Source organism: Planococcus sp. 11815 (assembly GCF_051096385.1).
GTDB lineage: Bacteria > Bacillota > Bacilli > Bacillales_A > Planococcaceae > Planococcus > Planococcus citreus.
The window spans coordinates 2,226,781-2,241,913 of the sequence record NZ_CP096991.1 but is presented as its reverse complement, the minus strand read 5'-3'; the positions used below and the strand labels follow the sequence as shown (position 1 = coordinate 2,241,913).

The window sequence follows — 15,133 nt, the reverse complement described above, 5'->3', positions numbered from 1 at the left end:
GCCAGTTTTTTTATTCTTGTTCCTGATCTGATCCGGTAGCTGGAAAAGCCTGATCGGTGAGGTCTTCTTCATTCAAGGAAAGATTGGAAGTGTCCGGTTTTAAGCCGAGGTGGCTTTGGAGAATATCTTTCAATTCCTCAAGCGATTCTTCATCGGGCATGTAGTAGTAAATGCCTGTCGACATATCATCGTAACCTTGGACACTCATCGTCTCCACATCCGGTTTGCCATTTTTCGCATATTCGAAGAATGCCTGCATATCGCGGAAGCTCATATTGGTTTTCATATTGTCCCCGACTGCATCGATAACATTGCCGTATTTGGTAATGGATCCTGCTGACAAGGCTTTATCCATGATCGATTCAAGAATCATCTGCTGGCGCTTGCCTCGTTCAATATCGTTGTCGTAGTAACGGGTTCTGGCCAAGGCCAAGGCTTCACTGCCGTTCAACTGCTGGATTCCCTCTTCCAATTCAATGGCATTATGGGAATCCGTTTCGTCTTTTTCTTTTAAATCATAAGGAACATCGGCTGTAATTCCGCCAAGTGCATTGACCACATCGACGAAGGCATCGAAGTTCATCGTCATGTAATAATCAACCGGTACATCGAGCAGGCCTTCGACACTTTCGATTGTGGAGCGCGGGCCGTTCAGTGCATAGGCGTGCGTGATCTTGTCTTCATAACCAGAGTCAGGAATGAAGGTATAGGTATCACGCGGAATGCTGACGAGTTTGACGGATTTATCCTCGTTATTCAATGTAGCTAAAACCAACGCGTCGGACCGGATGTTATCGCTGCTTTGGTCTCTTGCGGCACTATCATCGATACCGATGAACAAAATCGAGATATTATCGTTTAACGGTTCGACTTGTTCGTCGCGGAGATCGGATTTGTCGCGTCCATCCGCTGATTCATACGCATTGTTCGCAGCAAACTCGGCTTTTTTCACGAGCCAAATTCCAAAGGCGGATAAACTAATCAACAAGGAGACAGCCAGGATGGCAGAAATTTTGATGATCTTTCGCTGCCGGCTGGACTTTGCCTCCCGTTTCATTTTTCTACTCATTATAGTTGCTCCTCTAAAGGGGGATTATGTGCGGCTTTGGTAGTAGCCAAGCACATGCAAGTGCCATTTCACTGATCTTAAGGGCATAGTGAATTTACGAATTTTCATTTTTTTGTGCTGTGGATATTATACAGTGATTTTTTCTGCACGTAAATGAAAAGAAATCAAGGATGGGGAAATTCGAGGAATTCCGTGTGCGCTGACTCGATTTCAGCTTGCCCGTTCGTCAGTTCATTGACCCAGTCGATAAAAGCTTGTTCTTTTTCGACCGGCACATGGATGGATAGCACCACGGCATCAGAATAATCGATCCCTGCCAACGGATAATCCGACTGGCGAATTTCGTTTTCGATTTTGCCGAGCCAAGTATAATCGATAGACACTTTCATCAAATGGTGCAGGCGCCGTTCCACCACACCGCTAGCGGCAATCGCTTCCGACGCGGATTTTCCGTACGCACGGATCAGGCCGCCGCCTCCGAGTTTGATGCCGCCATAATAGCGCGTCACCACCAGCACAGTATCCTTTAATCCTTGTTTTTTCAGCACTTCCAGCATAGGAACGCCCGCCGTTCCACTTGGTTCCCCGTCGTCATTCGCTTTTTGGATGGAATCGTGTTCACCGATGATGTAAGCTGAACAATTATGGGTAGCCTGGCGATGCTTGGATTTGATGGAATCGATGAAAGCGATCGCTTCCGACTCCGTTTCTGCCCTTGCTGCATGGCCGATAAAACGGGATTTGTTTATGAGTATTTCTGCATTGGCAGAAGAACCTACTGTTATGTAATTTTCTCGCATTTTTATTCCCCCTGTTGTAAAATGAAATCAGATAATTTGTAATGTATTCTTAATATGCTGTTGCGTATATAGTGATATACTTGTTAAAGCCCGTAAGGCGAAAGAAGCAAAGAGACGGATGGTTACAGTAAGTATAGCTAAGGCGGTTTTAGAATGGCAAAGAAAAACGATGGAACTTCATTAGATTCCATCTTTGACGAGCTGGTCGCAAAGATGGACCAGTCGAAACAGGATATTTTCGCCATTAGCGAAGAAAGTCGCCGCAGCTATGAAGAGATGAAGGACGAACTGGAGAATGTCAGGACGAACATCAGCCGCATCATCGCGGAAGGTGACGCACTTGAAGAGCGGACCCGCTCGGCACGCCGGCGACTCGCAGAACTATCGGGTTCATTCGAATCTTTCACTGAAAGCCAGGTTCGCGAAGCTTTTGAGCTGGCCAACGAACTGCAAGTGCAATTATCCTTGAACCGCGCCGAGGAAAAAAAGTTTCGGCAAAAGCGGGACCGCCTGCAGCGCAAGCTCCAGAAGTTACTTCAGACGATCGAGCGTGCAGAGCGGCTAGTCAATCAAATCAATGTGGCCACCAATTATTTAGCGTCGGATCTGGAAGATTTCGGGGACGCGGTCGACAAGTCGAAGAGCAAGCAGGATTACAGCTTAAGGATTATCGAAGCCCAGGAAGAAGAGCGCAAGAGGCTATCGCGTGAAATCCACGACGGACCGGCCCAGATGATGGCGAACGTCCTGCTGCGTTCGGATCTGATCGAAAAAACCTACCGCGAAAAAGGTGCGGATAAGGCCTTCAAGGAAATTTCTTCGTTAAAGGATATGGTAAGGCAAGCGCTTACGGAAGTCAGGCGCATTATCTATGACTTGCGTCCAATGGCGCTTGATGATCTCGGGCTGGTCCCGACATTGAAAAAATATCTGGAGACGATTGAAGAATACAATCGCGGTGTCCGGCTGTCTTTCCATTCCAACGGAAACGAGGTACGGCTCCCGAATAATTTTGAAACTTCCATTTTCCGGCTCGTGCAAGAAGCGGTCTCGAATGCGATTCGCCACGGCAAATCGACAGATATCGAAGTCAAGATGGAGTGGCTCACTGAACAGGTGTCCATCATCATCAAAGACAATGGTTCCGGCTTTGACCAGGAAATCGTCAAAGACCAGTCATTCGGCTTGACCGGCATGAGGGAGCGGATCGAATTGATCGGTGGGGAATTCTTCATCAACTCCACGCTTGGCGAAGGAACGGTGTTAATGTTTCATATCCCGCTGAAGGCGGGTATGTAAGATATGGTATTTTGAGGAGGACGACATAATGACAAAAATTATTATTATTGATGACCACCAATTGTTCCGGGAGGGCGTTAAGCGCATCCTGGACTTCGAAGAATCGTTTGAAGTGGTCGCAGAAGGCGGCGACGGTGAGGAAGTCATCAAGCTGTACGAAGAGCATCAGCCGGATGTTGTGTTGATGGATATCAACATGCCGCAAAAAAACGGCGTCGAAGCAACGGGAGAACTAATCGAAAGATTCCCGGACGCTAAAGTCATTATGCTGTCCATTCACGATGATGAATCGTATGTGACGCATGCCCTTAAAACAGGCGCACTCGGCTATATGCTGAAAGAAATGGACGCGGACGCCATCATCCAGGCGATCAAAGTGGTCGCAAAAGGCGGCTCTTACTTGCATCCAAAAGTGACGCGTAATTTGGTGATGGAATTCCGCCGTTTGAGCGAACGTGAAAACAAAGGTTCTTTCCATCAAACAGAGATCCGTCGCCCTTACCATTTACTGACAAAACGCGAAAGCGAAGTTTTGCAGCTATTGACGGACGGACAGAGCAACCGCGTAATCGGTGAAACTTTGTTCATCTCAGAAAAAACAGTCAAAAACCACGTCTCGAGCATCCTGCAAAAAATGCAGGTCAATGACCGTACTCAGGCAGTCGTTACAGCCATTAAAAACGGTTGGGTAGAAGTACGTTAAAAAAACATTTGGCGGCAACGGGTTCCGATGCCGAAAATTAAAAAAAGCGCCGGAAGCAAAAGCTTCCGGCGCTTTTTTACATGCGTCCGATACAAAACTGATAGATCGATGCAGTGACCAGACAGTCCCCGAGCGCATCGTGTGCATTGTGTTCGAGCTCGAGATAGGCGGATAGTGTCGTCAATTTATGATTCGGCGTTTCGGTGATGAACTTACGTGCCAGCCTGACCGTATCGATGACTTGATAAGGCGGCACCGGCGTGATGTGCTCAAGCGCATAGAGAAATCCCATATCAAATGGTGCGTTGTGGGCGACAATCGGCAAATCGCCGATAAAGTCAATCAGTTGGGGAGCGATTTCCTCGATGACTGGCGCATCTTGGACGTCTCCGTTGCGGATGCCGGTGATGCGGGTGATCGTGCTGGAAATCGGCCGTTCCGGATTGATCAGCAGGTACATCGTATCTTGTTGTTGATGCCCGATATATTTAACGGCACCGATTTGGATGATCTTATCATCGCCGGCACGCAAGCCAGTCGTTTCAAAATCCAGCACGATATAGTCATTTGCCGGTTCCATCGTCAAATTGTATTTTTTCGCTCGTGCAGCGGTTCTTTTTTTCGGATACGTACGTGTGTCACGCATCTTTTGGTTGAGCAAGCGCTCTGCTTCCCATTTTTCCAAATGATCGTCTCCTTTCGGTTTCCTTCCATTGTACATGACAGCGGAAGGAATTGTCCTGTCGCGTATTGACACTGTTTCTTCATTGTATTCCGCGCGAGGCTATGGCAAAATGAGCGCAGGAGGAATGCATCATGAAAAAATGGATAGTTGCAACTGGGCTCATATTGGCGCTCGCAGGTTGTTCAGACGAAAACGATTCGTCGGTCAATAGCAATACTGCAGAAGACGGCAATGCCACCAATGAAAATAATGCGGTTGAACACGGCATCACAGACCAAGAAGTAGGGTTTACATTGGACGATGAGGGAGACGTCATCGCTGCGGATGTTCCAGAAGCTGAAAAGCAGGAACTCCTTGGCGCGTATGAGGAATACATCGCGGCTTTTAATGCGGAAGACATGGACCGCTATATGGCGACCATCGCGGAAAATCCCGATGGTTTTGATCGTGAAGAAGACCAGCAGGCATTGAGCGAAGCCTTCGAAAACTACGACACAACATATACGACGAGCGACGAAACAATCGTCAAATACGAAGAGGACCGGGCTGAAGTGTTTGCCACCATCGATGTGGAAATGAATGAAGCCGGCACAGAACAAGGGATGCAGCAATCCGGGCGCCAAGTGGTCGTTTTCAAGAAAGAGCAAGGCGACTGGAAAGTGACGAGCCTGCATTTCATCGGAAATCAATAATGGAAAACTAAACGAAAGGCTTTTCCTGGCAGGCAAATGGATGCTTGTAACCGGAAAAGCTTTTTTGGATTCATGCTAGGTTAAATAATGTCGGAAATAGACCTTTCAATGGACGTGATTTTCTGTCTATTGGCAGGCAAGTTTTGGTAAGATAGCAGTGGAGGCTGATTGAAAATGAAAACAGCAATTGTGACAGACAGCACAGCATATATTCCGCAGCAGCAAGCAAAAGATAAAGGCATACATGTGGTGCCTTTGCAGATTACATTCGGCAATGAGTCCTATGCGGAAACCGAATTGGATACTGTGGAATTTTACGAAAAAGCGCGTGAAGAGCTCCCGAAAACCTCTCAGCCGCCGGTCGGTGAGTTCATTTCATTATACGAGCAACTTTCAGGGCAACATGAGGAAGTGGTAGCCATTCATCTTTCTAGCGGTATCAGCGGAACGATGGCTGGGTCAAAGCAAGCGGGAGAGATGACCGAAGGCGTAGATGTCCACGTATTCGATTCGGAAATCGCGTGTGCAGTTCAAGGCTTCTATGCGCTAAAAGCAGCGGAACTGGCGGAGCAAGGCATGAATGCTAAAGAGATTCTCGCAGAACTTGAGGAAATGAAAAAAACGCTGCGTGCTTACTTCATGGTGGAAGATCTTCGCCATTTGCAGCGCGGCGGGCGTTTATCAGGCGCTCAGGCTTTGGTTGGCAGCATGCTCCAGATCAAACCGTTGCTGCATTTCCAGGACAAGCTGATCGTCCCGTATGAAAAGATCCGCACACGAAAAAAGGCGATGAACCGCATTGCGGAAGAATTGAAAAAAGACTGCGGCAAAGAACCGCTTCAAGCGACGGTCATCCACGCCAACCGGCTCGAAGAAGCGGAAAAATGGAAAGCGGAGCTTGAACTGGCCTGCCCGGATGTGGAATTCACGATTTCTCATTTCGGTCCGGTCATCGGCACGCATTTAGGAGAAGGCGCAATGGGCCTTGGCTGGGCAAAGAAATGACCGGCCAAGGCCTTTCGGCTATAAAAAAAGGAGGAAATCCATGCAAGCAATCGAAGCATTTTTAACAGGGAGGATATGGATAAAGCAATTCATTCCGTTCCCGGAAGAAGTCATACAGGAAGCAATCGAGAAAGGCAGCGCACGCGTAGTTAGCGGTATATCGGCTGACGGCCAGTGTGCAAGATGCCTTGAGACGTCGCCCGATTATGTGATTCCATTCCAATGCGCAACGTGCGGCGAAGTTTGCCGCTATTGCCGGACATGCATCAAGATGGGGCGGATCAGCAGTTGCACGGAATTGGTTTTATGGGCAGCTCCGTCCATTCCAAAATCCGATCCTCGTGCCTTTGGCTGGGCCGGCAGCCTGACGCACCAGCAGGCAAACGCATCGCAAGCCATCTCCGACAGCATCCGAAAGCAAGAAGATCACCTCTTGTATGCCGTATGCGGTGCTGGCAAAACAGAAATTCTATTTTCCCCGATCCACGAAGCGCTGCAAAAAGGATTACGCATCTGCGTAGCTGCACCGCGCACCGATGTTATCCTCGAACTCTCACCCAGGTTCAAGCAGGCATTCCCCGATGCCACCGTCCACACACTCTACGGCGATAGCCCCGAACAAACCGGCTACGGCGAAATCATCCTGGCCACCACCCACCAATTGTATCGATTCCAGGAAGCCTTTGATTTACTATTCGTCGATGAAGCAGATGCTTTTCCATATTCGCTTGACCCAGCACTTGAACGGGCAGTGAAAAAAGCCGCCAAGCCGTCCGCTCCCATCGTCTACATTTCTGCCACTCCATCCAAAACTCTCCGAAAACAGATTGCCGGACACTCCACCATATTCAGGCGTTACCATGGCGCGCCACTGCCAGTTCCCACTTACCGGGCGATGTGGAATTATGAACGCCATATCCAAAAAGGCAAAATCCCTGCTCCGTTAAAAGATTGGATAGAAGACAAGCTGCAGAAAAAACAGCCGTTCCTTTTATTCTTTCCATCTATTCAATTGATCGAGCAAGCAAGCCCGTTGCTGCACAAAATCGATTGCGCAATCGCTGCAGTCCATTCGAAAGATCCACAGCGCAAAGAAAAAGTGATGCAGTTGAGGAATGGTGGCTTATCAGGCCTTGCCACCTCTACCATATTGGAACGCGGCATCACCATCCCCCATTTGCAAGTCGCCGTCATCGGCGCCGATCACCGGGTGTTCGACCGGGCAGCGCTCATCCAAATTGCCGGGAGGGTCGGGCGAAGCGCGAAAGACCCTACTGGGGACGTCATCTTTTTCCACAATGGCATCACCAGGCAAATGGATGCGGCCAGGGAAGAGATTCTCTTCTATAACAAGGAGGGAAAAGCATGAACTGCTGTTTATGCGATCAAGTATTGCGCTTTGTCCCTTCGTGGCGCGGCATTTTCCTCTATGAACCACCAGAATTGCTCTGCCAGCCGTGCCGGAATGAGTTTTTAAAAATTACCGGACAAGGCTGTAAATATTGCGGCAAAGAGGGCGAAGCGGTTTGTCGTGATTGCCATTACTGGGAAGAGCATGGCTACCGGGGCCTTATCTGCTCAGGAAAAAGCCTTTACCGCTACAACGGTGCCATGAAAGATTGGTTCCACCAATACAAGTTTTTAAAAGATGTCTTATTGGCACAAGTGTTTGCGAAGGATTTAAGGGAAGACTTGGCGAACGAGCGAGCGCTAATCGTGCCGATTCCGCTGAATGCGGAGAAGCTGCGCGAACGAAGCTTTTTACAAGTGGACGAATTGCTATTGGCGGCGGGGATTCCGTACAGTCATCTGCTGGAAAAATGCGGTGAAACTTTGGGGGAGAAAACCCGCGAGGAACGGATGGCGATAAAGCAATTGTTTCGATTGAACGGGAGAGTGGTCCCGAAACAGCTGGTGCTGGTGGATGATCTCTATACGACAGGCACAACGATGCGGCAGGCAGCAAAAACTTTGCAGGAAGCGGGCGCAGAGTCGATCCGCATACTCACGTTGATTCGCGCGTAATTGAACAGCCAATTGACTCTTAGGCAATAAAAAAGCAGCTGCATAGCAGCCGCCTGTATTAATGTTCGTAAATCATTTTGCGTGTCATGCCGCCATCAATCGTCAAACATTCGCCGGTAATGAAAGAATTATCGGGATTCGACAAGAATAAGCACGCTCTAGCGATATCGTCTGTGGTACCGACACGCCCGCTCCAATGCTGCTCATGGTCGACTTTACGCAGTTCATCCTTATCACCGGTATGTATCCAGCCAGGGGCAATCGAGTTAACGCGGATGCCTTTTGTATGAAGACTTGCTGCGAGTGAATGGCTGAGCGCAAAAATCCCGCCTTTGGATGCAGAGTAGCTTTCCGTCCCTTGTTCTGACATGAACGCTCTCGTTGATGACATATTGACGATTGACCGGATGTCTTCATCCATATAACGGGCAGCTTCGCGGCTGCAGATAAAGACGCTCTTCAAATTCGTATTGAGCACGCGGTCCCAATCTTCTTCAGTCAATTCCCAAAGCGGCGTAAATTCCGAAATCCCTGCGTTGTTGATCAGCACATGGATGCTGCCGTGCGCATTATGGATGTCGGAAAAGACGCGTTCGACTTCCGAAAAACTTCCTACATCGCAGCGGCGGTATTCCACTCCGTCGATTTTGACTTCTTCAATATCCAGGCCGATGACGTTCGCGCCTTCTCTTTGGAAATAGTGTGCTACGGTTTTCCCGATGCCTTGTGCGGCACCAGTCACTACAATCGTTTTATTTGTAAACATGGGCTTCATCTCCTTGTCATATAGTTTACCTTTTTACTATAGTGCTGAAACTTTTTACGTTTCAAGAAGGATTCCGGAGGGAACAACTAGAAATAGATAGATAGCAAAACAGAAGGAGGAGTTCACATGCTGCAATTCAACATCAGAGGCGAGAATATTGAGGTAACTCCCGCAATACGCGAACACATCGAGAAGAAGGTAGAGAAAATCGAACGCTACTTCACCGATGGAGCGAATGCAACAGCGATGGTCAACTTGAAAACGTATAACCATAGCCAAACAAAAGTGGAAGTTACAATTCCGATGAAAAACTTAACACTACGTGCAGAAGAACGGCACGATGACCTCTATGCAGCGATCGATTTGATCGTTTCAAAACTGGAACGTCAAATCCGCAAGTATAAAACGAAAGTCAATCGTAAATTCCGTGACCGCGAAGGAATGGGTCTAGCATTTGCTATAGCCGAAAGCGAAGCACAAAACAACGGGGCTGCGGAATCGGATGATGAAGAAGACTTGAAAATCGTCCGCACAAAACAATTCGATTTGAAACCGATGGACGAGGAAGAAGCGGTTCTTCAGATGAATATGCTCGGGCATAGTTTCTTCGTCTTCACAGACGCGGAATCGAATGGCACGAACATCGTCTACAAACGTAAAGACGGTTCATACGGATTGATAGAAACAACTTCATAATAGTAAAAGCCTCCTGTAACGGGAGGCTTTTGTTATGCAGTTATTTACATATACGTGTCTAGTTATTTTCTTGATTGTAGATGTATTAGCAATCGATTCTTTTTAACAAAAATTTGCGCGCGGGCGAAAAATGCATTGTTTGCACGCTTTATAGTGCAGTGTTAAAATGAATGGTGAGATTTTTTTTGAAAATGCTGCATATGATTAAGATAAACCCAAAGAATGAAAATATGAGCAATCGCGGTTTCTATGCTGTCTTCAGCCGGAATCGCCATGCAGGGAGCGGTTAAACATGCTTGGAGTATTGAATAAAGTATTTGACCCGAACAAACGGGATTTAAAACGATTGGAAAAAGTGTCAGATCAGGTGGAAGCGCTGGCCGATGAGTATACGGCTAAGACAGACGAAGCCTTAAAAGCAAAAACAGCCGAATTCACAGTACGTTTCGAACAAGGCGAGTCACTCGACGACATGCTGCCTGAGGCATTCGCGACAGTGCGCGAGGCATCGAAGCGCGTACTGGGAATGTATCCATTCCGCGTCCAGATCATGGGGGCCGCATCGCTTCATCAAGGGAATATTTCCGAGATGAAGACAGGTGAAGGTAAAACTTTGACTTCGACGATGGCCGTCTATTTGAATGCCATCACGAAAAAAGGCGTCCATGTCGTGACCGTCAACGAATACTTGGCGAGCCGCGATGCGGAAGAAATGGGCCAACTTTATAACTGGCTCGGTTTGACGGTCGGACTCAACGTCAACAGCCTGACAAAAGAACAAAAACGTGAAGCTTATCAAGCGGACATTACGTACAGCACAAATAATGAGCTTGGCTTTGATTATTTGCGCGATAATATGGTGCTATATAAAGAAGACATGGTCCAGCGCCCGCTTCATTTTGCCGTCATCGATGAAGTCGATTCAATCTTGATCGATGAAGCGCGGACGCCATTGATCATTTCCGGGCAAGCGGCGAAGTCTGCACAGCTTTATATGCAGGCAAACGCGTTCGGCCGCCTGCTGCAGAAAGATACGGATTACGCTTATGATGAAACAACAAAAGGTGTCGTGTTGACGGAAGAAGGTATTGAAAAAGTCGAGAAAGCCTTCAGCATCGATAATTTATTCGATTTGACCCACGTGCGTCTGAATCACGCGATCAACCAATCGCTAAAAGCGCATGTGACGATGCAAAAAGACGTTGACTATGTCGTCCAGGACGGCGAAGTGGTCATTGTCGACCAATTCACTGGCCGCCTCATGAAAGGCCGCCGCTATTCGGACGGGCTCCACCAGGCGATTGAAGCAAAAGAAGGCCTCGAAGTCCAGAACGAATCAATGACGATGGCGACAATCACGTTCCAGAACTACTTCCGCAAATATGAGAAATTGTCAGGTATGACCGGTACGGCAAAAACGGAAGAAGAAGAGTTCCGCAATATCTACAATATGAATGTCATCTCCATTCCGACGAATAAGCCGATCATCCGTGATGACCGTGTCGATTTGATTTATGCGACAACGGAAGGCAAGTACAAAGCGGTTTCCGAGGACATTATTGAGCGCCATAAAAAAGGGCAGCCGGTTCTTGTCGGTACCGTAGCGATTGAAACGTCCGAAATCATTTCCGCTTATTTGACCAAAAAAGGCATCAAGCATTCGGTCTTGAACGCGAAAAACCACGCACATGAAGCTGAAATCATCCTAGATGCCGGCCAAAAAGGCGCCGTCACGATTGCCACGAATATGGCAGGGCGCGGAACGGATATCAAATTGGGTGAAGGCGTCATCGAAGCGGGCGGCCTCGCGGTCATCGGTACGGAACGCCACGAATCCCGGCGCATCGATAACCAGCTGCGCGGCCGTTCCGGACGCCAGGGAGATCCCGGCGTGACGCAATTCTATCTATCGCTTGAAGATGATTTGATGCGCCGCTTCGGTTCGGACTCCATGCGCAATATGATGGGCAAACTGGGTATGGACGACTCCCAGCCGCTGCAATCACGCATGGTGACGCGTTCTGTCGAATCCGCACAAAAACGGGTGGAAGGCAATAACTTCGATGCACGGAAACGTCTTTTGCAGTACGATGATGTGTTGCGCGAGCAGCGTGAAATCATCTATAAAGAGCGGATGGAAGTGCTCGAGACGGACAATATGCGTGAACTTGTCGACAATATGATCGATAGTTCGATCGGCCGTATGGTTGCAAGCTATACAACAGCTGAAAAGCCTGAAGAATGGCACTTGAAGTCCTTAACGGAAGTGATTTCCGCCAATCTCTTGCCGGAAGATACCATCACCGAACAAGATCTAGAAGGCAAGACGCAAGAACAGATTATCGAATTTATCCGCGAGAAAGTAACAGCGCATTATGACGAAAAAGAAGTCGAAATGACACCTACCCGCATGCGCGAATTCGAGAAAGTAGTTCTCCTGCGTTCGATCGATACGAAGTGGATCGACCACATCGATGCGATGGACCAGTTGAGACAAGGGATTCACTTGCGTGCATATGGCCAGAATGACCCGCTTCGTGAATACCAGAACGAAGGCTTTGCCATGTTCGAAGCGATGATCGAGGCGATTGAAGATGACGTGGCGAAATACGCCATGAAAGCGGAAATCAAGAACAATCTCGAGCGTGAAGAAGTGGCAAAAGGCCAAGCCGTCAACCCGAAAGAAGGCGGGGATGCACCACGCAAGAGAAAAGAGCCGGCACGCCGTGAGATGGAAGTCGGGCGCAATGATTTGTGCCCATGCGGCAGCGGCAAGAAATTCAAGAACTGCCACGGGGCAGCTTCGTAAACGATTGTTTATGGCCGAAGAGCTAAAGCTCTTCGGCATTATTATGAGGAGGAACTTTATATGATGGAATTAGCGGATATTCGCAACGAGCTTGACAAAACAGCCGAAAAACTGGCGGACTTCAGGGGGTCTCTTTGACTTAGAAAACAAAGAGGCACGTATACAGGAATTGGACGAGCGAATGATCGACCCGAATTTCTGGAATAACCAAGAAGAAGCGCAAGTGGTCATTTCCGAAGTGAATGCATTGAAAGATACAGTCAATCGTTACCGCAAGTTCGAGGAAGAGCAAGAGAATATGGAAATGACGCTTGAACTGTTGCGTGAAGAACCGGATGAGGAACTTCACGAAGAAGTAAGCGGGGAACTGAAGCAGTTTCTTAAAGACTTGAACGCGTTCGAGTTGGAGCTTCTATTAAGTGAAGAATACGATAAAAACAATGCCATATTAGAATTACACCCTGGTGCTGGTGGAACAGAATCCCAGGATTGGTGCTCGATGCTGCTGCGCATGTATACGCGCTGGGCTGAGAAACGCGGATTCAAAGTGGAAACTTTGGATTACCTGGCAGGGGATGAAGCCGGCGTCAAATCAGTGACGCTCGGCATTAAAGGGCATAATGCTTACGGCTATTTGAAAGCTGAAAAAGGCGTTCATCGCTTGGTTCGCATTTCGCCGTTTGATTCTTCGGGACGCCGCCACACATCATTTGTATCGTGTGAAGTGATGCCGGAGTTCACGGGCGAAATCGAAATCGATATCCGCACCGAAGATCTGAAAGTCGATACCTACCGTGCAAGTGGTGCGGGTGGACAGCACATCAATACGACAGACTCCGCTGTCCGGATCACCCACTTGCCAACCGGTGCTGTAGTGACTTGCCAACAAGAACGTTCACAGATCAAAAACCGCGAAAAAGCGATGCAAATGCTAAAAGCGAAGCTCTACGCATTGAAAATCGAAGAGCAGGAGCAAGAATTGCTGGAAATCCGCGGTGAGCAAAAAGAAATCGGCTGGGGCAGCCAAATCCGCTCTTACGTTTTCCACCCGTATTCCATGGTCAAAGACCACCGGACGAACTACGAAACAGGGAATTTGCAGGCTGTCATGGATGGTGACTTGGACGGATTTATCCATGCCATGCTGCGTTCAAAAATGCAATAAGCTGAAAAATCCATCTCCAATCATCGTAAATACGACTCCCAAAAGCTATTGCTCAATAGAGCGGTGGCGTTTGGGGGTTTTTTTACGCGTGAAAAGGCAATAGAAGAACAAGAAGCTTATATTTGCCAAGGAGGTTTTGGATATGATGACCCATCAATTATTGGTCTTGCTGATCATTGGCTATATCGTCTATACAATCGACATTAAAAAGAACTTTTTCCCCGTTCCCGTCGTGTTGGTGGCGATCGGCTTAGGGCTTTCATTTATTCCGTATTTTGATGAATTCAATATTTCGAAGGACATCATCTTCAATGTTTTCTTGCCGGCAATGTTGTTTACCTCTGCTTATCAGTTTCCTTTGAAGCAGTTAAAACAAAACATCGGCATCATCGTCAATTTGAGCACGATTGGGCTAATGCTCACAGTTGCTCTGCTCGGCTTGTCCATCTATTTCACAGGCGGGATATTTACCAGCTTGACCCTCACGGCGGCTTTCTTGCTAGCGGCGATCCTGACGCCGACCGATCCGGTATCGGTGACCGCTATTTTGAAAGAAAGCAGCGGTGCAGAACAGATTGCCGATGTGGTCGAAGGGGAGTCGATGATCAACGACGGGACAAGCATCGTCTTTTTCACGATTTTCCTGACGATGTATCAAACCGGGAACGGGTTTTCATTGGGCAAATTTGTCTCGGAATTGCTGCTCGTCTCGATTGGCGGTGTCCTTCTCGGAATCGCGATCGGCTGGCTGATGAGCAAGACAATCCGCTTCACCCAGGATAAAAAATACCAAGTCATGTTAAGCGTGATCGGAGCTTACGGCGCTTTTTATATTGGCGAAGCCATCGGGGTATCGGGTGTGCTCGCGACAGTGGCAGCAGGCATATTCGTCGCTTATGAAATGGGCAGGGACATTAAGGAAGATACGCTCCCTCAGTCATTGGACGGTTTCTGGGATATCGTCACCCCGATTCTATTGGCAGTGTTATTTTTGCTGATCGGCATACGCGGTGCAGAGTATCTGGCTTTTTCAAGCTGGTGGTTCGCAATCGTCATTTTCCTGTTGGCCATCATTGTCCGCTTTATCGTCATCGCGCTGTTCATTTATGGAGTGCCCAAATGGCGGCATGAATTCAACAATGATTTTTCGACGATTACCTTAACTGCCTGGTCAGGAATCAAGGGCGCCATGTCCGTCGCACTTTTGCTGTGGCTCGAAGAAACGGCTTCTGGACAAGACCAAGTGCTGATTTCCTTGGCATTTGCGGTGATTTTGCTATCACTCGCCATCCAGAGCATTGGCATTTATCCATTATCGAAAGTATTAAAAAACCTACAATAGAAGAAGAGTTGCAAAAATGTCGGAGTTTGCCGTTAGAATACAGCTAGCAGTTCTGTTGAGGAAGGGCTATTGCTTTA

Annotated in this window: 14 protein-coding genes; 10 read left to right on the top strand and 4 right to left on the bottom strand. The window is 48.1% G+C overall.

Features of this window, described 5'->3' with window-relative positions; translation table 11 throughout:
• Positions 1–10 precede the first annotated feature (10 nt).
• A complete protein-coding gene (locus tag M1Q06_RS11395) occupies positions 11–1,069 on the bottom strand; it encodes an LCP family protein (RefSeq protein WP_434399643.1) in 1,059 nt (352 codons plus the stop codon).
• A 164-nt stretch (positions 1,070–1,233) separates the two neighbouring features.
• A complete protein-coding gene (locus M1Q06_RS11390; protein ID WP_434399642.1) occupies positions 1,234–1,869 on the bottom strand; it encodes a YigZ family protein in 636 nt (211 codons plus the stop codon).
• A 153-nt stretch (positions 1,870–2,022) separates the two neighbouring features.
• On the opposite strand from M1Q06_RS11390, the gene M1Q06_RS11385 reads away from it, so the two are divergent.
• A complete protein-coding gene (locus tag M1Q06_RS11385; protein ID WP_434399641.1) occupies positions 2,023–3,168 on the top strand; it encodes a sensor histidine kinase in 1,146 nt (381 codons plus the stop codon).
• 28 nt (positions 3,169–3,196) lie between these two features.
• The gene (locus M1Q06_RS11380; protein WP_058383351.1) at positions 3,197–3,871 is read left to right on the top strand and encodes a response regulator transcription factor; all 675 of its coding nucleotides are present in this window, start codon (positions 3,197–3,199) and stop codon (positions 3,869–3,871) included.
• 76 nt (positions 3,872–3,947) lie between these two features.
• Here the strand turns inward: M1Q06_RS11380 and M1Q06_RS11375 are convergent, their stop codons facing one another.
• The gene (locus tag M1Q06_RS11375; RefSeq protein ID WP_434399640.1) at positions 3,948–4,556 is read right to left on the bottom strand and encodes a 3'-5' exonuclease; all 609 of its coding nucleotides are present in this window, start codon (positions 4,554–4,556) and stop codon (positions 3,948–3,950) included.
• 131 nt (positions 4,557–4,687) lie between these two features.
• Here M1Q06_RS11375 and M1Q06_RS11370 point away from each other — a divergent pair, with 131 nt between their 5' ends.
• The 4 genes from M1Q06_RS11370 (at position 4,688) to M1Q06_RS11355 (ending at position 8,278) form a co-directional block, all read left to right on the top strand.
• Positions 4,688–5,248, top strand: a complete 561-nt coding sequence (locus tag M1Q06_RS11370) for a DUF4440 domain-containing protein (protein WP_121297903.1) — start codon at positions 4,688–4,690, stop codon at positions 5,246–5,248.
• A 174-nt stretch (positions 5,249–5,422) separates the two neighbouring features.
• A complete protein-coding gene (locus M1Q06_RS11365) occupies positions 5,423–6,253 on the top strand; it encodes a DegV family protein (protein WP_434399639.1) in 831 nt (276 codons plus the stop codon).
• Between the two features lie 40 nt (positions 6,254–6,293).
• The gene (locus M1Q06_RS11360; protein WP_434399638.1) at positions 6,294–7,622 is read left to right on the top strand and encodes a DEAD/DEAH box helicase; all 1,329 of its coding nucleotides are present in this window, start codon (positions 6,294–6,296) and stop codon (positions 7,620–7,622) included.
• Positions 7,619–8,278, top strand: a complete 660-nt coding sequence (locus M1Q06_RS11355) for a ComF family protein (RefSeq protein WP_434399637.1) — start codon at positions 7,619–7,621, stop codon at positions 8,276–8,278. The genes M1Q06_RS11360 and M1Q06_RS11355 overlap by 4 nt, the downstream gene beginning before the upstream one ends.
• Positions 8,279–8,336: 58 nt before the next feature.
• Here M1Q06_RS11355 and M1Q06_RS11350 read toward each other — a convergent pair whose 3' ends face one another.
• Positions 8,337–9,044 carry an SDR family NAD(P)-dependent oxidoreductase gene (locus M1Q06_RS11350; protein WP_434399636.1) on the bottom strand — a complete coding sequence of 236 codons (708 nt, stop codon included), beginning with the start codon at positions 9,042–9,044 and terminating at the stop codon, positions 8,337–8,339.
• A 126-nt stretch (positions 9,045–9,170) separates the two neighbouring features.
• Here M1Q06_RS11350 and hpf point away from each other — a divergent pair, with 126 nt between their 5' ends.
• The 4 genes from hpf (at position 9,171) to M1Q06_RS11330 (ending at position 15,056) form a co-directional block, all read left to right on the top strand.
• A complete protein-coding gene (hpf, locus tag M1Q06_RS11345; RefSeq protein ID WP_434399635.1) occupies positions 9,171–9,740 on the top strand; it encodes a ribosome hibernation-promoting factor, HPF/YfiA family in 570 nt (189 codons plus the stop codon).
• Positions 9,741–10,032: 292 nt separating this feature from the next.
• Positions 10,033–12,549, top strand: a complete 2,517-nt coding sequence (gene secA, locus M1Q06_RS11340; RefSeq protein WP_434399634.1) for a preprotein translocase subunit SecA — start codon at positions 10,033–10,035, stop codon at positions 12,547–12,549.
• Between the two features lie 63 nt (positions 12,550–12,612).
• A protein-coding gene (prfB, locus tag M1Q06_RS11335; protein WP_121299458.1) for a peptide chain release factor 2 occupies positions 12,613–13,714 on the top strand; the annotation gives its coding sequence in 2 pieces (ribosomal slippage) (positions 12,613–12,684 and positions 12,686–13,714; 1,101 coding nt in all).
• Between the two features lie 142 nt (positions 13,715–13,856).
• A complete protein-coding gene (locus M1Q06_RS11330) occupies positions 13,857–15,056 on the top strand; it encodes a cation:proton antiporter (protein ID WP_434399633.1) in 1,200 nt (399 codons plus the stop codon).
• Positions 15,057–15,133 lie beyond the last annotated feature (77 nt).